Source organism: Nitrospirota bacterium, from assembly GCA_016180645.1.
In the GTDB taxonomy this organism is placed as follows: Bacteria; JACPQY01; JACPQY01; order JACPQY01; family JACPQY01; genus JACPAV01.
This window is the reverse complement of sequence record JACPAV010000024.1, coordinates 24,644-42,041: the sequence shown is the minus strand read 5'-3', so window position 1 is coordinate 42,041 and position 17,398 is coordinate 24,644. Positions and strand designations below refer to the sequence as shown.

The window sequence follows — 17,398 nt, the reverse complement described above, 5'->3', positions numbered from 1 at the left end:
ATGGGACTCGTTTCCCGCAGGCAATTTCTCGAGATCACCGGAACCGGGTCTCTCGCCCTCAGCCTCCCCCATTTCCTCCCCTCATGTTCGAAGCCCACTCCTCACGAGCCACGAGCGACGAACCACGAGCCACGATCCTATTCCGGCTACCAAGACCTCTACCGTCAGAGTTGGACGTGGGATTCCGTCGTCAAAAGCACTCACAACCTCAACTGCTGGTACCAACAGAATTGCCTCTTCCACCTGTATGTCAAAGACGGCGTGGTCCTTCGCGAAGAACAGGTAGCCGACTATCCGCAAACGAACGATCAGGTTCCGGATTTCAATCCCCGTGGCTGCAACAAGGGCGCCTGCTACGCGGCCATGATGATCAACCCGAGCCGCCTCAAATATCCCTTGAAACGCGTGGGGCCCAGGGGGAACGGCAAATGGCAGAGGGTTTCATGGGATGAAGCGCTCGGTGAAATCGCGGAGCGGATCGTCGACTCGATCCAGAAGGACGGCCCGGATTCCGTCGTCTGGGATCCCGGCGGCAATCCCGTTTCCGTGATCTCCTTTGCAAGCGCCTGGCTCCTCTCCGACCACATGGGTACCGTGTTCATGGACATCAATTGCGAGATCGGTGACGAGCAGCAGGGCGCCGCCGTTACGTATGGGCACCCCGGATGCGACCGGTCGGCGGACGACTGGTTCAATTCGGACCTCATCCTCGTGTGGGGCGGGAATCCCGTCTACACCCAGATCCCCAACATGCACTTCCTGCTCGAAGCCCGCTACAACGGCACGAAAATCGTCTCGGTCTGCCCGGACTTCAGTCCCTCCAGCGTCCACACGGACCTCTGGGTCCCCGTGAAACCCGGCACCGATGCCGCTCTCGCCCTTTCCATGGCGCACGTGGTTGTTTCCGAGAAGCGATACAACGCCGATCTGATCCGTGAGCAAACCGATCTCCCCTTCCTCGTGCGCATGGACAACCGCAAATTCCTGCGCGAATCGGACATGAAGAGTGGGGGTGATGACGCCCTCTTCCACCTGTTCGACCTGACCGGTCGCAGCGTGGTCCCCGCGCGGACGGATACGCTGAAACTCGGCAAGATCCTCCCCGCGCTTGAAGGGGAATTCGAAGTCGAAACTCTCCATGGCCGCGTGAAGGTCCGCCCGGCCTTCGAGCTTCTGAAGGACATGCTCCGTTCCTACGATCCGGAGCCTGCATCCAGGATCTGCGGCACCCCCCCGGACCTGATTCGCAAGCTCGCCCACATGATGGCGGATGCCAAGGCGGCCACCAACGTCTGCACCAGCAATATCTCGAAGTTCTACCACGGCGATCTCATGATGCGGGCGCAGATTCTCATCTACGTTTTGTGCGGGCATCTCGGCCGGAAGGGCGCCGGCTATGTGTCGGCCTCCTTCCTCCTGCCGGATGGATTCACGCAGTACCTCTCGGCCCGACCCGGACGGCTCGCCCGTATTCTGCTCCGAAACTCCCCCGCCATCTATAAAATGATCCGGCAGGGCCGGGGTTGGAGAGACGCGGTGCTCGAGCTGATGCGCGAAACGTATATCCACGATCGCTTTCTGACCAACTCGACGCTTTTCTGGTACGTCCACGGCGGGCTCGCGGAAGTGAGCGGCCGCTCGCGCGAGTGGGATCCGCATCTCAAGAAAGACGTGGACGAATACATCCGCGAGGCTTGGAAGAAGAATTGGCAGGTGGTCGATCCACGACCGCCGAAGCGTCCCAACGTCTACTGGAGTCTCATGGGCAATCCGCTGCGGCGCGTGCGTAGCGCCCACAAGCTTCTGGAGCACTTCTTCCCGAAGCTCGACCTCATCGTATCCACGGAGCTCCGGATGAGTTCGACGGCCTTGTATTCCGATTTCGTCCTCCCCGTCGCCTCCGCCTACGAAAAGACGACCCTCATCGGCGGGAACACCAACTCTCTGGCTCCATTCGACCACATCACACAGAAGGCAACGTCGTATTTCGAAGCCAAGGATGAATGGGAAATCTTCTGTGCTCTGGCGAAACACCTCCAGAGGGTCGCGCGCGAGCGGCGCCTGAAGCCCTACGTCGATCGAATGGGACGCGAACGCCGCCTCGACCGGGTGTTTAGGGAGATGACGGACGGCGGCGATCTTCCACCCGACCGCGGGGACAAGATTTCCGAGAACGTGGTGAACGCCTCGACCAACCTTGGCAAGACGCGTTGGAAGGAACTGAAGGAGAAAGGCTACGCGCGCTTCACCGGGCTGGGGCGCAACCCCGGAAACTGGGGGAACGCGTGTGATATCAAGCCGGGGGAAACAATCAGCCCGCATACGTGGTTTACCGAGAAGAAAATGCCGTGGCCCACGCTCACGGGCCGCGTCCAGTTCTACATCGACCACGACCTCTACCTGGAACTCGGCGAGGAATTGCCGGTGCACAAGGACCCACCGAAAGCCGCGGGTGACTACCCGGTAACGTTGACCGGCGGGCACACCCGCTGGAGCATCCACTCTACCTGGCGCTCGGATGCGTCCATGCTCCGGCTCCAACGCGGGCTTCCCGTCATGTACGTAAACGGGGCCGATGCTCGGCGCCGGGGAGTTCGCGATGGCGACCGCGTCACCGTGCGCAATGATATCGGATCGTTCGTGATCATGGCCAAAACGTCGCCCGCCGTCCGGCCGGGGCAGGCCATGATCTACCACGCTTGGGAAAATTATCAGTTCGAGGGCGGGATGGGTTACCGAAACGTGCTGCCCAGCCCGATCAATCCGATCGAATTGGTCGGGGACTATGGCCACATCCGACCCGTCCCCGCCATTCTCCAACCGGGACAAAGCGATCGCGACACGCGGATCGACTATCGAAGAGTCATGGGTCATGGTCCATGACGAAAACACAATGATCGAGGTTCACAAGATCCTGTCGGCGAAGGCGCTCCGAAACGCCCTCAAGCACGGGCCGGTCGTCCTGAAAAGTCGGCTCGGCGTCGAGCCGGCATCCGGCGGCGCGGTTTCCGCCCAGGCGAACTCCGAGGAGATCTGGAAGTTCCTCACCGACTACGGAAGCCACCCGGACGTCCTCCACGTCATCGCCGCCGAGAAGCTCCTCAAACGGAACGGTCATCACGCGGAAGTCCGCATGAAGTTCGGCGCGCACGTGTCGTTCATCAAGATCGGCGTGGACCTCACCATGCACGTCATGGAGCATCCGGGACGTCGGATTGACTTCGAACTCAAGGACGGCTCTTCGCAGAAGTTCCGTGGATACTGGGGACTCATGGCCGATGGTCACGGGTCCTCGATCGTCACGTTCGGTCTCGGCGGCGAGGTGCGCTATCTCGGCTGGCCCGTCCGGGCCCTCCTCGACCGGTTTCCCACGCTGGAATCCGGCGTGCTGGGTGCCATCGTCTCCGCGGTGCTGACGGATATTGAACGACACTTCGGAGGTGAGCAATCGTGAGCGCCACGCCGATTTCCCGACTCCCCGATTCCGCTGATCTACTCGTCCAAGTCGGGGCCACAGCGCGCCGGCTGGCCCAGTCCGTGATCCTTCCACAATTGCGAGCATTCGACTCGGATCAATCCGCGCGGGCGTGGGGCGAGATATCCTCCCAACTTGGCGCCAACGGGCTCCTCGATCCTCCGTTTGACGCTGCGGATCCCTCGAGCCCGGGATTGATCGCCGCGATTCTTCGGGAAATCGCGGCAACGTGTCCGGGGGTCGCCGCGGCACTCTGGTCGCATTACTCCGGCTGCCTCCCCTTCTGGCTATCGGGCCAATCCATTAACAGGACGGAGCTCACAGCATGCAGTTCCGCGGGATTGGCGCCGGGAGTCCCGCACCGCTCCTTCGGCTCCACGGCGTCGATCCAGGCGGTGGACTACTCCGAGAGCGGAACAACCGGATCCTTCAGCCTGCTCCCCCTCCTCACGCAGGATTCGACGGATGGATTGCTGGGGCTGCGTGCCTGCCGCTTTGGAGATTTCGGGGCCGAGAACGACCGGCAGGAGAAGAGTTCGATCCTGACGCTCGACATTTCGTCGGCGCGCGCCCTTGCCCGCTCCACCGAGGCGATTTCCCTCCCTTGGCTGGCCGCCGTCGCCGCCTCCAATGCGGAATCGGCCATCCGTGAAGCAACGGACTACGCCCGGAGCCGATACCAGGGATGCGGTCTGATCATCGATCATCCGGTCATTCGGACGATGCTCGGTCGGATGACCATGCTGAATGCAGCCACACGCGCTTTGGTCGACAAGGCCATCGAATCGAGGGATCCGGTCCAAGCCGGACTCGCCAAGGCGTTCGCCACCCAATCGGCTGAACAGATTTGCTCGGAGGCGATTCAAGTCCTCGGCGGATACGGCTACATGGAGGACTATGGGCTGGAAAAACGACTGCGGGACGCCAAGACGCTCTGCATCATCGGCCGATCCAACCGCAATCTGGTCGATCGGGCCGGGGCCCGGCTGGACGAAGACCACCATGGCAACTGACTTCTACAACTGGCTTGGGAAGAAACTCTTCTCGAAACCCGGGCTGCGCGACCCCCTGAAAACACCGAAGGCATTGGAGCGGTTCCGGACCGAATTGCGAATCTGGCTGGACAAGGAGATCGCGCCGCATGTTCCAGAGCTGGACCGTCATCCCACCGACGCGTTGCAACTCGAACTGATCCGAAAAGCCGGCCACGCCGGTTGGCTGACGATGCTGGTACCGAAACGGTACGGAGGCGATTTGAGCATGATCGACTTCTTCCGTTTCGGACTCCTCAAGGCCGCCGTTTTCACGGAAGAGATCGCGGCGGTCTGTCCCGGCGTCTGCGTCCTGTTCGGCGCACATACGCTCGGGCTGCTCCCGTTGTTCATCTCGTTCGATCCACGCATCCTCAAGAAATTCCTTCGGCTCGTGGCGGAGCGGTCGCGCACGGAACGGCCTGCCCTCTTCGCCTTCGCCATCACCGAGCCGTCCGCGGGCTCCGATGTTGAGGACACCGAAGGCAGCCGCAAGGCGAAACTGTCGACGTTTGCCCGTCGCGAGAACGGTGGGTACGTTTTGAACGGATGCAAATGTTTCATCTCGGGGGGGAACCTGGCGACGCACGTCACGGTCTTCGCCGCCCTCGACAAAGAGAAGGGAATCTCCTCGTGGACGGCATTCGTCGTCCCCACCGACTCCAAGGGGTTTTCCATCGGCCGCGTCGAACACAAGATGGGGCAGCGCGCCAGTCCGGCGGCCGAGCTGATCTTGGAAGATGTGCACATTCCGGAGGATCACCGCGTAGGCGCCGAAGGCGAGGGATGGCGCCTGAATCACCAGACTTTGGACCTCTCACGCCCCGCCGTGGGCGCAATTGCGCTCGGGTCGGCGCGATTCGCCTTCGAGAAGGCCATGGCGATCGCGCGAACGTCGGGAGGCATGGCCGATCGCAGTTTGAAGTACGAACTGGCCGATCTCGCCATGAAGATCGAGGCCGCCCGGACTCTCGTCTGGAGGGCCGCCTCAACTTTCCCGCCCGATCCGGCCTTGTCGGCCATGTCGAAATGCTTTGCCAGCGACGTCTCCATGGAGGTCTGTTCTCGTGTCATCGATCTCCTTGGGGAGAGCGGCGTCACAGCGGCGGCAGGAGTCGAGAAGGCGTTCCGTGACGTAAAGCTCACTCAGATTTATGAAGGCACCAACCAAATCCAGCGAATGAGAATTGCCGAATCGTGGGAGGATTCATGAGAAAAGTGATGGTCGTCGGAGTCGGCATGACTCACTTCGGGAAATTTCCCGACCGTTCTCTGAAAGACCTCGCCCGCGAGGCCGTGGAGAGTGCGCTCAAGAATGCCGGAATGGACAAGGGCGCACTCCAAGCCGCCTACGTCGGCAACGCGATGGCCGGCCTCATGTCCGGACAAGAATGCATACGTGGCCAAGTACTCCTCAGACCCCTCGGCATCGAGGCGATCCCCATCGTCAACGCCGAAAACGCATGCGCCAGCTCTTCGACGGCGTTCCACCTCGGCTGGATGGCCGTGGCTTCGGGGATGATCGATGTCGCCCTCGCCCTCGGGGTGGAGAAGCTTTATGATGAGGACAAGAAGAAATCCTTTCGCGCTCTGGGCAGCGCGGTGGATGTCGAAATGATGGCGCAAATCGCCGAAGCCCTGAAGGCCTCGTCCGACAAACCCGCGCCCGGTGAGGCGGGATCACAGCGGAGCCTGTTCATGGACTTCTACGCGATGGTCGCCCGGATGCACATGGATCGATTCGGCACAAAGAAAGAACACTTTGCGAAGATCGCGGTGAAGAACCATTACCACGGAAGCCTCAACCCACACGCCCAGTACCGGGAGCGCGTGACTGTCGATGAAGTCATGGGCTCTCCTCCCGTCGTCGAGCCGCTCACGCGGATGATGACGTCGCCCATCGGCGACGGCGCCGCCGCCGCGATCGTCTGCGATGAAGCCACGGCCAGGCGATTCACCACGAAGCCCATCCACGTTCGTGCTTCGGTGCTCGTTTCGGGGAAAGATCGATCGTTCGGAGAGCCGGGCATCGTCGAACGGGCCGCGCGGAAGGCTTACGAAATCGCCGGCCTGGGCCCCAAGGAGATCAGCGTCGCCGAGGTTCACGATGCCACTTCCACCGCCGAGCTTCTCGCCTACGAAGAACTCGGGCTATGTGCTGAAGGTGAAGGAGGCCGGCTCGTGGATGAAGGAGCCACAACGCTCGGAGGGCGAATTCCGGTGAACACAAGCGGAGGACTCTGCTCCAAAGGCCATCCGGTCGGCGCCACGGGCATCGCCCAGATCTCGGAGGTCGTGTGGCAACTCAGAGGCGAGGCCGGCGATCGGCAGGTCGCGGGCGCCAATGTCGGCCTCACCCAGAACGGCGGAGGCGCGCTCGGGAACGAAGCCGCCGCGATGGCCGTGCACATACTCAGCGTGTGACACGCCTCGGAAACGTGTACACCCTCGCCACCCTCACCGTCGTCCGGCGGATGCTGACGGGACGTGTCCGCGCGGCCCTCTCCCCTCTAAACCCGGCGATCCTCGGCCACCGGATCGAGATGGAAGCGCGCAAGTCCCCCGATGCGATCGCGTACATCTTCGAAAACGGGGACCACCCGGAAGAACGCATCACTCGGCGTCAGCTGAACCAGCGGTCTCACGCCTTGGCGCATGAACTCCTCGCCCGCGGTCTCAAGCCAGGCGACCGCTTCGCCGTCTTTTCACAAAACTACCCGGAGATGCTGTACGCCTTCGCCGCCGCGTCCCTCACGGGCACGGTTGCCGTCCCGATCGACCCACGAAATCGAGGCGACCTGCTCACCTACATCCTCGATCACAGCCAGTCGAAACTGCTCATCTTCGCCGACAACCTTGATTCGGAAGCCAAGGAAGTTCTTCCCAAAGTTCCGGCCATCAAGCATACCTTCGTCATCGAATCGGAACGGCCGCCCGGCTCCACGGGGTTCCCACCCGTTCTACCGATCCTGAACAGCGCCAAGGGTCTCGATCCCCAGGATCGCGCCAAAGATATGTGGGCACCCTTCCAGATCATTTACACCTCCGGCACCACCGGGAATCCGAAAGGGGTCGTGCAACCGAATGTCCGCTTTTTCTTCATGTCCATGCTCGGCCATTTCTTCGGATATCGCCGATCGGACATCCTCTACACCGGCCTTTCACTCTCCCACGGTAACTCGCAGGGCGTAACCGTCTACCCCGCCCTCGAACTCGGCATCCCCGCCGTGATCAGCCGCAGATTCACGAAGAAACGCATCTGGGATGTCACCCGGCGCTACGGCATCACCTCCTTCTCGCCTGGGAGGATTTCGAACAACGATTCAACTTGAACATTCTGGAATGGTACGCAAGCGTGGAAGGGGGATTCACGTTCCGGCCGATTGGAGAAGGACCGCACGGAACCTTCGGAAAGAAACGCATCCCCGGCATCATCGATTTCCGGATTGTAGATGACAACGATCGCGACGTGCCGGCCGGCGTGCAGGGCGAAATCGTGTCGCGGATGAAGCTCGGGCCGACGCAGGTGGACTACCTGCGCAATCCTGAAGCCTCGAAGGACAAGACCCGCGGAGGATGGCTGAGAAGCGGCGACATCGGGCACGCGGACGAGAACGGCTGGATGTTTTTCGATCATCGGAAGGGCCGAAGCCTTAGGCGGCAGGGCGATTTCGTGCCGACCGATTTCGTTGAGAAAGTCATCGGAGAGCTGGATGAGGTTTCGGAGGTTTACGTCTATGGCGTTCCGGCGGCTTCCGGCGCACCAGGCGAAGTCGATCTCGTGGCAGCCGTTTCCACTCATGATGGCCGCACCCTCCTCCCCACCGCAATTCGAGAGAGATGCAGGGCTTCCCTCCCGACAAACTTCATCCCGACCTACGTCCAAATCCTATCCGAGATTCCGAAGACCCCGTCGGAGAAGCCAAAGGACGAGTTCCTGAAATCCACGTTCAGCCCGTCGGGTCCAAACGTGCACAGGTTGGCCTGACCCATGCTGATCCTCGATGGCCAAATTGAGAGTCCCGACGTAATCATTGACCACTCGAAGTGCGACTTGTGCGCCAACTGTACTCGCACCTGCCCCATGGGCGTCCTCAAGATCGTCGACCGGAAAGTCGCGCGGCTTCCGAACATCTGCATTGGCTGCCGCAATTGCAAGGTGAGTTGCTCGCCCGGCGCCATCGAGGTCAGGGGTCAGAACCGCATCATCACCGGCGCGCCGCCGATCGGATATGCCCCTCTGAACAATTACCCCCCGTACACTGGGTTGTCTCAGGCGAAACGAAAACTCGTTTCCGACAGAGCGTGACGAAAAGGGGCGTCGTCTCACCGTCGGGGGTCATTCTGAGCGAAGCGAAGAATCTCGACACCGCACCCATACAGACCCTTCGCTCCGCTCAGGGTGACGCCGCAGTACTCCACCCCTACCCCGTCGAGGAAATCGGGCGCCTCATCCGAAGCCGGCGGAGCGTTCGCCTCTACGAAAGAACGCCCGTTCCCGAAGAAACTATCCGCAAGATCATCGATCTCGCCCACTGGGCGCCGTCCGGCATGAACGCCCAACCGTGGAAGTTTGTCGTCGTCCGCGATACGGAGATGATCGACAAGATCCGGGCCGTTACCCTCAAGGGCATGGACCTCTGCCTGAAAACATTCACGCGAAAAGAGTTTAGGTGGCGATTTCTCAAGCTTCTCTTCAGGATCTTCGATCCCGGACTCTTCAAGACGATGGACCCAAGAATCCTCCAAGGGATGCGCTCAATCTGCGAATCGAAATCGGCCGACACGTATCACAAGGCGCCGGTCCTCATCCTCATTCTGGGAAATAAACGCGCCCAGACTTGGCTGGAGGACTGTTCCGCCGCCACACAGAACCTCGCCCTAGCCGCCCATGCCATGGGCCTCGGGAGCTGCTGGATTGGATTCGCCAAGTTCATCAAGTATTCTCCCAATATGATGAAGAAGCTGCGCGTGCCGCGCGGGTGGACGATCGCTTCGGTGTCCACGCTCGGATATCCTTGGCAGGGAACGGCTTACGATCAGCCGTCCGACCGGAAGGAGCCGGAGATCTCCTGGTTGTAGGCGGATCTTTGCGGACATCGTAGGTCACCCTTGAGCGATACGCGAACCCGATGGCCTGCCCTCTCCGCGCATTCGGCTTGTCGCCAATGCCCGTCTTCGCTATGGTAGCGGCCAAAGGGAGGAATCACCCATGACCCATCCAGCAGCCGACGTCCTCGATCGAATCCGAAAAATCAAACCGCCGTTTACGAATGGTGGCTCACAAACCGTGGCCGGCCAGATTGCGGGACTAGCGGAGCAGATCGCCCGTTTTCCCCTACCCGATCCCGGTAGAAAGGCGTTGCGCAGCGTGGGCCTGCTCGCCTCGATGCAGGCGGATGATCTGTTCACGTACATGCCCCACATGCGCGCCCTCCGTCGCTTCGGGCAACAAATCGGCGGAGTCCAATCCACCGTTCTCCTGATCACGGCTTTCAGGTCAAAGATTTTCGAGCGATTTCCGGCGGAAGGCGGGTCGGTGGAGGCTCTGGCACGGAAGTTCAAACTGAATCGTCGAGCCCTCGAACCGTTTCTCAATGCCCTGACCGCCATGGGATATCTCCAAAGGGATGGGAAAGGCACCTACGACTTGAGTGAATTCTCCCGCACGTTTCTGGTTGGACATTCGCCGTACAGCTTGGCTCCCGTCCTCGCGCTTCTCAGCCAGTCCTGGACTTCCTTCATGGACCTTGCGGACACTCTCAGGACCGGGAAGAGCCCGAAGGCAATGGACATTTTCGACCGGAAGAATCCCACGAGCCGGGGTTACATACACGTCGTCAATGCTCAGCTCCGATCCGCGCACAGGGCGTTCATGGAGAGAGTGGATGTCTCGGGTGTGCGCCGATTCATCGTCGGTTCCGCCGGAGTCAGCTTTGCGGCCGCACTCCTGGAAGCGAATCCAAAGGCGCAGGTGGTGTTCGCCTGTCTGCCGCACCTCGTCGATGAGATCCCGGACATCATGAAAGACCATGGCATCGCCACGTCGAGAGTCGATAGCTTCCACCGCCACTCCGGGGACCCGTGGAAAGACACCTGGGACGATACCGGCGAGGGCTACGACATGGTTTTTCTCACGCGGAAACTTTCGCTCAAACCGCTCTCTGAATTTGGCAAGAAGTTTCTGGGCAAGGCTTTCCAAAGCTTGAAGCCGGGTGGACGCGCGGTGGTGTGGGAACCGATTCTGAATGACGACAAGCTCACTCCCCGCGGATCGGCCGTTCAGGCCGCAATGGATCTCTTCTTCAATCAAGGTGGGCAGACGCCCACGCTGAACGAAATCGTGGCCCTCATGCGCGAAGCCGGCTTCCCGCGCGTCCGTCGCGTCGATGTTCTCGGCGGATCCGTCTCCTACTTAATCGGGACCAAACCGGCGGTCAAGGCGTAGCCATCTCCCGCCTGAAGGACCGCCGATCGCGGGATCCTTACAAGCCTATGACCTCAAGCTGAGGCTTCTTTTTCTTGGCTTCCGAGACCGATTGCTCCAGTTGCCGAGCCGTCTTGGCGTCGATCCACTCTTCCCCGCACTGGCTGCAAATCGTTGCAGGAACTCCCCGAACTACAATCACGCCGGCGCCATAGTCGACCGTGTAGGTGGTGTGACCCGATTCCTTTTCACCCCCGCACAAGGGGCAGGGTCGCGGCGAACGGATCTTCCTCATCTCTTTCGCCTGGTTCTCAAATCGGCCTCAAAGTGCTCGATATCGGGTTCGTACACGGTAACAATATACGCCCAAGGCGCCGCCGAATCCAGAGCCGCCACAACATGTAAACCCCGGCCCGCCGGCCTTCCGAGAAAAAGAGCTGAGGGGAACGGCTTGGATTCGGGGTACTCCTCAATAATCTCGCCGTCTCGCAATATGGAAACGACCTCCGGTTGGGAAATCGACCTTTGTGCCATCCTTTGCAGGGCATGCTTGCGCCATTCGTACGAATCGGAATCCAAGGCCCGGCGCAGTATGTCGCGCTCCATCTGACCTGTCGTACCGCATCAGGCCATGTTTTGCACCTGGACCGGCGCGAGGCCAGCTTCCCGCGCGTCCGTCGCATCGATGTTCTTGGCGGCTCCGTTTCCTACCTGATCGGAACCAAACCGGCCGCGAAGGAGTGACCGTTCCGCTCCAAAGCGTCAACCCCCATGCCTGACCCTCATGACCCATGCAGGGGAAACTGCCGCGCAAACGCTTCCATTCTTAGAAGCGATCCCCTGTAGATAAGTCAATAAGTGAAGCCTGACCCCACCGCCTTCCCGCTGCCACAGGCCTGACCTCGGGCATGCGAAGAGTCCGGCTCATAACACGGGCCTTACCACAATATCAACGGGCTTCGATACCACTCTTCCGGTCCAGATTTCCTTTCCGACTAATCTTGACCTGAAATACTCCGAGAGCCTCCAAGTCAGTTCATACATGAAGTAGACTTGGAATGTTCCGGGCTGTCCAAGGGAATGGGCGAGGACGCCGGGGTTCTCGTACAAGAATAGACCCTGACTGTTGAAGAACGAATCACTCAGGGCGACGCCCTTCGGCGCACTGACCCGACGAGCGGCACAATGAACCTCAAACCGCCTCTTGTCATTCACCGCGAGTTCGTGACTCGCTGGATCGGAGTCGAGCGCTGAAAGCTGCTCAAAGTAAATATATTGAAAATGCCTTCTGAAGTGTCCTATGTTTGACCGAACGGCGAGTGACAGTCCGCCGTACAAGTTCAGAGGGTTCTTCGACTGGTTGTGCAGGGTGACGCCGAAAACAAATTGCTGACCGTTTCCAGTTGTTTCCTCCTCTACAATTGCGCTAAGCACAAGCTCAGTCGAGGTGGACCTCAGCACGTATTGACTAATGAACGCATCCTTCTCCCAGTCCTTGAGTTTCCCGTTAAGCGCGTAAGTGAACCCGTTCGTCGCGTTGAACTTATCGGAGACCAGTATCTTCTTCAGAGCGGCTTCCGCCTCGGGGGTGTGGATTGTAAATAGGTCGTGCGCTACCCAATCTCCATCGACACGTTCTTGTGGTACCTTGTTTTCCAGTATTCGCACCAACTCGGTTGTTGCCTTCCCACTGTATCGACCTCGACCGGCAAGGCTCCATGCTGATTGGGTCGGAAGCGTTGAGCTAGACAAAATGTATCCACCTGCCACCAAAAACAGAAATGCTCCAACGATTACTTCGCGTTTCATTTAGGAGTGCCCAAGTGCCCAGGGTCAGGCATGGGTGATGACAAACCGGAAAAGATCCAAACTGACTGGATGCCGGATCCTGAACACGGACACGCTCAATCGACTTCGGTGATGTCGGGGTCGCGCATGTCGAGGCCGACGCGAACGGTGGTCTCCCCGTTGTCGTTCAGAACACTGATGTCCCAAGCCTGCATGGTCTTCGCTCCCACCAGCATGTCTTGAACCAGATCGGGGGTCACAAGCGCGGAATCGCGAATCATCCTGCCTTCAAGCGTAATGAACAGCGGCACTTCCCCGACGACCCTGATCTGTCCACCTTGGGCGACCCTCAGTTGGGTGGGCATGGTTTGACGGGCGATCGTTTGGGTAGGAGGAATCCTGTCCTCGCGAATGATGCTGTAAAAGGACCCGGAATCGACGACAGCCCGCAAACGCGCCACCTTCTCATCCAAGGTCTGGATGGTGACCTCCCGTATCGGCTTGCTCATCATCTGATCCTACTCTCCGAATCGCGGAGCGTAAAGCAGTGGAAGCGACGGTTGGTTCGGCCTTGGGAAAGGGTGCGTCCCAGGAGCGACCGCGGCTGCATGTGACAATCGTTCGTAGATGCGATCTTTTCCCCGGCCCTGTTCCGCTTCCAGCAGATCCAGATTCTTGCGGAAATACGAGTGCAAGCAGAATCGAATAGACCAAGAGACCTGCCCCCGCATGGATCGACGCCCATCGCACCGCGGACGGCGGAAGGCGACGGCTTCAAACGTGGGAACTATACCACAGTCCAAGCTGTTGGCCGGAGACCGGGTTAGGCTCTGTTTAAAAACCCATCATTGCCGGGGCGCATCTCTTGGTAGTCGCACCCTTTACCCGCCGCGGCGGGTTGACGGGTGGGCCTTCGGACGCAGGCTGAAGCCTGCGGCTACGGGTCCAGCGCGTTGTCAAGCACAGCCTGATGCGAATCGGAATTATTTCGCCAAGCGAAGGGTCAGCCAGTTCGTGACGGCCTTTTGGCCGTTGCGGTCGCGCTGAGTGCCGTCCCAGATAGCAAACGCGACCGGCGTGTGGCCGCCCGCCTTGAGCGTCGCATCGGCCGCACTCGTCTTGCCGAGCGCTCGCGTGAAGACGACCACCCATCTCCCTTCGATCCAAGCCCCCCCACCCTTGACGCTCTGTTGCGCTTTCGGCTGAGTTGTAAGTGTTCCAAAACCCTCCGCATTCAATTCTTCCACCGTGGAAGGAAGTGATACCGGGTTCCCGACCGCCGCTCCGGTGTAGTAGACCGGATCACGATTCACCCTCTGGTCCTCGGCCACGTTGGGATGCGCCGACACTGTGGTGATCGGCGCCGCGTTCACCTCCCGGTCCGCCCGCCAGTACCACACGTTCACCGGTTTGCCGGCCTCACCCATCGTGAACGAAGGCAGACCGGCTCCAACGGGGAACTGGATCGCGGCGGCATCAACAAACTGCTCCGGAGACACAAAGTTGCTCGCCACTTCGGAATCTTCCCACTCCACTTGAATCGCCAGTTCTTTTCCGTTGTGCATGGCCCGAACGGCCGCAGTACTGATCGACTTGCCGCGCTCCCAGAGTGGCATAAGGCGCACGTTCGCCGCGGGAATGGACTCCCACCTGGAGTCGCTTGGGTCCTTGGCGATCTCACCGGATACTTTCCCAGCCTGGATTTCAGAGACGGTGTCGACCGATGCGGCGACCGCCCCGGCAAGCGATTTCACATACGCAGCAACCGCCCACCGATCCGCCCCCTCGATGGAATCCGCAAACGACGGCATGGGCGTGCCCTGAATCCCGCCCATGATGCGCCGAAAAAGATCCTCGTCCCTTCCTCCCCCTTTGTAGACCCCTCGTGTGAGATCGCGAGGTCGAATCGCGAATCCCCAATCGTCTTTGAGAGTCGCGGCCGAAGGACCATCCCCCAGACCGGCCTTGCCGTGGCATTTCACACAGTCCAGATCCGCGAAAAGCTGCTTGCCTTGAGCCACGAGCTTTGGAGAAGCGGCCGGAGGGGAGTCGACCGCAATCGGCGGCTTGGGGGTCTGCGATGAGAACTTCGGCGAGAAGGACTTCACAACTCGAATCGCGGACATTTTCTGATCCTGCGATAGGTCGGTGAACGACGGCATGGCGGACCCCGGGAGCCCGCTCGAAATGGTGCGCAAAAGATCGTCATCCGACGGCAGCGAGCCCTCGGGCGTCGAACGGAACTTGAACAGCCCCTTCGTGAAGTCTCTCGGCTTCGGGTATAGAAAACGGGCGGCAGCCCCGTCTCCCTGCCCTTTCTGACCATGGCAGATCGCACACCGTTCCGCATACACGAGGGCACCCGGATCGGCGGCCGCTCTCTCCGAACCGCCCGTTGCGGCAAGAATGGACAAAGCACAAACGACAACCGAATTCACGACGCCTCCTCCTCCTTTGAAACAACGCTCAAGAACGCAACCGTGAGCAGGCTCAGGGTTCGATAAAAGCCGTCGGACCTCCCGGCGATCCTCGCCGCCAGCCCCGGCACCCACCGAAGAAAATGATCTTTCAAGAACCGGGCTTCCGCCTCACGACACACGCCCGCTTCCTCGATCATCCCATCGAAAAGGGCGACGGCCTGCTTGGCGCACAACCACGATAGGAATTCGGCCTCCACGGAAAGATGATCCACCCGCTCCCGATCCGATGAATTGATCTCCATTCCGAATGCGCGGTAGAAGCCGGTGATATCCGCCAAATCCCTCGATTTCCTGAAGATCTCCTGGCCGACATGTTCTGTTTCATAGAGGCTGATCTCGCCCGCCCCTCCGAACCCAAAGAGTCTCGCGTGGGCGTCCACCCGGGAGTTCCCGGCTTCGGCGGGCAGGTCCGCCAATTCGCCGGTCAATCGCTCGACCTCAACCGACCCAACAAGCGGTGCCGCTTCCATGGCTTCTTCCAGAAACAGGGGATCACCGTTCGGGCAGGCGTATCCGGCGGCGAGGAGACGGTAGAAGGAGGCGCGGCAGAGGGCCTTTTCCGCGGGAGACCCTGAGACCAGCGCAGGTTGACAAACCGTGATGCCATTCCGAACTCGGTTCAGAATCTCCTCCGGCTCCCGCATCGGCTCCATTCCCGCGCCCGGCTTCATATCGAATTCAGATATTGCTTCGGCCGCTCGATCACATCCTCTTCCACACTGACTCGGGCGAGCTCTTGGCCGTCCCGGCCGTAGCCGATGGCGACGTCCTTGTAAATCTCGTGCTTGCGACCGTTCAGCATGATCTCCGAGACTTTCGGGCCGTCTTTGATCTCGTAGCTGAACAGAATCTTGTTGGTCGCCTTGAAGAGTTGGAGCACGGCCAGGAGTTCCCGTGAAGGATGGGTGTACCGTTCGATCGCGTCATCCACGCCCGGACCGAACATTTGGCGGAGGTGCTGCCGCGGCACCCATCGGGGCGGGATGTAGTAGATGTTGGGCTCCGTTCCCAACTGCGGATAGAGCGGGAGGGCCACCTGTTCGACGCGTGTGAGGAAGTAGAGCGGGTTCTTGCGCTCTTCTTTCCACTGGCCGTTCTCCGCGATGGGCACCAGACCTTGGAGCCGGATCTTCCCGACGCACGCGCTCATGCAGCGCGTCTCCATGGGTTCGCCCTTCGCCATCGGATCTTTCCCTTCCACTCGCGGATAGCAGGCAATGCATTTCTCGGTGACGCGGGTCGCGGCCCGGTACATGGGCTTCTTGTAGGGACACGCCTCCATGCACTTCTTGTAGCCGCGACATCGCGATTGATCGATGAGGACGATCCCGTCCTCTTCGCGTTTGTAGATGGCCTTCCGCGGACACGCCGCCACGCAGGCGGGATAGGTGCAGTGGTTGCAGAGCCTTTGAAGGTAGAAGAACCAGACTTTGTGCTCCGGGAGCGTCGCGTCGCCGGAGTAGCTGAGTCGACCCTTCTTCCCTTGCGCGCCCACGGCGGTGTCTTCGTAGATGTTGGGATGACGCCACTCGGCTTCCGTGGGCAGATAGCCCACCGCCACCCGCTCGCCCTCCTGCGGGTATCCCTTCTCCGCTGCCTCGAAAATGGTCATTCCCTTGTACATTCCGTAGGGAGCACGCGCTCCATCCGGTTTTCCCTCCCACATCATTTCGCGCTCCTGCCGCCGATGCTCCTCCGCCAGAAGCTTGAGCACCTTCACGTCCCATCCCTGCGGATATCCGCCGTACGGTTTCGTCTCGACGTTATTCCACCACATGTACTCCTGGCCCTCACCGGCCGTCCACGTTGACTTGCAGGCCATCGAGCAGGTCTGGCAGGCGATGCATCGGTTGGTGTTGAATACGGCGGCGAATTGCCATTTCGGGTGGCGTTCCTCGTAGGGATAGGACATCTCGCGGCCGAGATGCCAGTTGTAGACGTTGCTCATGAGCAAACCTCACTTCTAAAAACCGCCCGGATCTCCTTCCGGATAAACCCCTCTCCGAGCTGTCCGTAGAGCCTGTGCGTCCCGTGATAGAAAGGCGTTTTGAACAGCATCAGGATCCGCTCCGGCCCCATCCCCGCGAGCGCATACTCCTCGATGAAGGCGCGAGCCATCACGGCGGGGTCGCCGGGAATGGAAACCGCCTGGAACTCCATGGGGTCGCTTTCATCGAACTCGTCATAGGCCATGGCG

The 17,398-nt window shown here is 60.3% G+C and carries 18 protein-coding genes; 10 read left to right on the top strand and 8 right to left on the bottom strand.

The genetic code is table 11. The features are described 5' to 3' along the window. The 10 genes from HYT87_14390 (at position 1) to HYT87_14345 (ending at position 10,954) form a co-directional block, all read left to right on the top strand. Positions 1-2,883 carry a molybdopterin-dependent oxidoreductase gene (locus HYT87_14390; GenBank protein ID MBI2060953.1) on the top strand — a complete coding sequence of 961 codons (2,883 nt, stop codon included), beginning with the start codon at positions 1-3 and terminating at the stop codon, positions 2,881-2,883. Then, complete coding sequence (locus tag HYT87_14385; protein ID MBI2060952.1) at positions 2,873-3,454, top strand: hypothetical protein; 582 nt, start codon at positions 2,873-2,875, stop codon at positions 3,452-3,454. The genes HYT87_14390 and HYT87_14385 overlap by 11 nt, the downstream gene beginning before the upstream one ends. Beyond that, the gene (locus HYT87_14380; GenBank protein ID MBI2060951.1) at positions 3,451-4,488 is read left to right on the top strand and encodes an acyl-CoA/acyl-ACP dehydrogenase; all 1,038 of its coding nucleotides are present in this window, start codon (positions 3,451-3,453) and stop codon (positions 4,486-4,488) included. The genes HYT87_14385 and HYT87_14380 overlap by 4 nt, the downstream gene beginning before the upstream one ends. Further along, positions 4,478-5,719, top strand: a complete 1,242-nt coding sequence (locus HYT87_14375) for an acyl-CoA dehydrogenase family protein (GenBank protein ID MBI2060950.1) — start codon at positions 4,478-4,480, stop codon at positions 5,717-5,719. Before HYT87_14380 ends, HYT87_14375 begins: the two co-directional genes overlap by 11 nt. Then, positions 5,716-6,930, top strand: a complete 1,215-nt coding sequence (locus tag HYT87_14370; protein MBI2060949.1) for a thiolase family protein — start codon at positions 5,716-5,718, stop codon at positions 6,928-6,930. The genes HYT87_14375 and HYT87_14370 overlap by 4 nt, the downstream gene beginning before the upstream one ends. Further along, on the top strand, positions 6,927-7,838 hold the full coding sequence (locus tag HYT87_14365) for an acyl--CoA ligase (protein MBI2060948.1): 912 nt from the start codon (positions 6,927-6,929) through the stop codon (positions 7,836-7,838). Before HYT87_14370 ends, HYT87_14365 begins: the two co-directional genes overlap by 4 nt. Next, entirely contained in the window at positions 7,835-8,494 is a 660-nt protein-coding gene (locus tag HYT87_14360) for an AMP-binding protein (protein ID MBI2060947.1), read from the top strand. The genes HYT87_14365 and HYT87_14360 overlap by 4 nt, the downstream gene beginning before the upstream one ends. 3 nt (positions 8,495-8,497) lie before the next feature. Beyond that, entirely contained in the window at positions 8,498-8,815 is a 318-nt protein-coding gene (locus HYT87_14355) for a 4Fe-4S binding protein (protein ID MBI2060946.1), read from the top strand. Next, positions 8,812-9,588: a nitroreductase family protein gene (locus HYT87_14350; protein ID MBI2060945.1), complete on the top strand. Its 777-nt coding sequence runs from the start codon at positions 8,812-8,814 to the stop codon at positions 9,586-9,588. Before HYT87_14355 ends, HYT87_14350 begins: the two co-directional genes overlap by 4 nt. A 130-nt stretch (positions 9,589-9,718) precedes the next feature. Beyond that, positions 9,719-10,954, top strand: coding sequence for a hypothetical protein (locus tag HYT87_14345; protein MBI2060944.1), 1,236 nt, complete (start codon positions 9,719-9,721; stop codon positions 10,952-10,954). A gap of 37 nt (positions 10,955-10,991) precedes the next feature. Here the strand turns inward: HYT87_14345 and HYT87_14340 are convergent, their stop codons facing one another. From HYT87_14340 to HYT87_14305, 8 genes are all read right to left on the bottom strand, one after another. After that, the gene (locus tag HYT87_14340) at positions 10,992-11,228 is read right to left on the bottom strand and encodes a type II toxin-antitoxin system MqsA family antitoxin (GenBank protein ID MBI2060943.1); all 237 of its coding nucleotides are present in this window, start codon (positions 11,226-11,228) and stop codon (positions 10,992-10,994) included. Further along, positions 11,225-11,539: a DUF4258 domain-containing protein gene (locus HYT87_14335; GenBank protein ID MBI2060942.1), complete on the bottom strand. Its 315-nt coding sequence runs from the start codon at positions 11,537-11,539 to the stop codon at positions 11,225-11,227. Before HYT87_14335 ends, HYT87_14340 begins: the two co-directional genes overlap by 4 nt. Positions 11,540-11,857: 318 nt before the next feature. Next, positions 11,858-12,601: a hypothetical protein gene (locus tag HYT87_14330; GenBank protein MBI2060941.1), complete on the bottom strand. Its 744-nt coding sequence runs from the start codon at positions 12,599-12,601 to the stop codon at positions 11,858-11,860. A gap of 236 nt (positions 12,602-12,837) precedes the next feature. Then, complete coding sequence (locus HYT87_14325) at positions 12,838-13,230, bottom strand: hypothetical protein (GenBank protein MBI2060940.1); 393 nt, start codon at positions 13,228-13,230, stop codon at positions 12,838-12,840. 474 nt (positions 13,231-13,704) lie between these two features. Next, positions 13,705-15,159, bottom strand: a complete 1,455-nt coding sequence (locus HYT87_14320) for a c-type cytochrome (protein MBI2060939.1) — start codon at positions 15,157-15,159, stop codon at positions 13,705-13,707. Then, the gene (locus HYT87_14315; GenBank protein MBI2060938.1) at positions 15,156-15,872 is read right to left on the bottom strand and encodes a molecular chaperone TorD family protein; all 717 of its coding nucleotides are present in this window, start codon (positions 15,870-15,872) and stop codon (positions 15,156-15,158) included. The genes HYT87_14320 and HYT87_14315 overlap by 4 nt, the downstream gene beginning before the upstream one ends. Next, a complete protein-coding gene (locus tag HYT87_14310; GenBank protein MBI2060937.1) occupies positions 15,869-17,149 on the bottom strand; it encodes a 4Fe-4S dicluster domain-containing protein in 1,281 nt (426 codons plus the stop codon). Before HYT87_14310 ends, HYT87_14315 begins: the two co-directional genes overlap by 4 nt. After that, positions 17,146-17,394, bottom strand: coding sequence for a hypothetical protein (locus tag HYT87_14305; protein MBI2060936.1), 249 nt, complete (start codon positions 17,392-17,394; stop codon positions 17,146-17,148). The genes HYT87_14310 and HYT87_14305 overlap by 4 nt, the downstream gene beginning before the upstream one ends. Between the last annotated feature and the right edge of the window lie 4 nt (positions 17,395-17,398).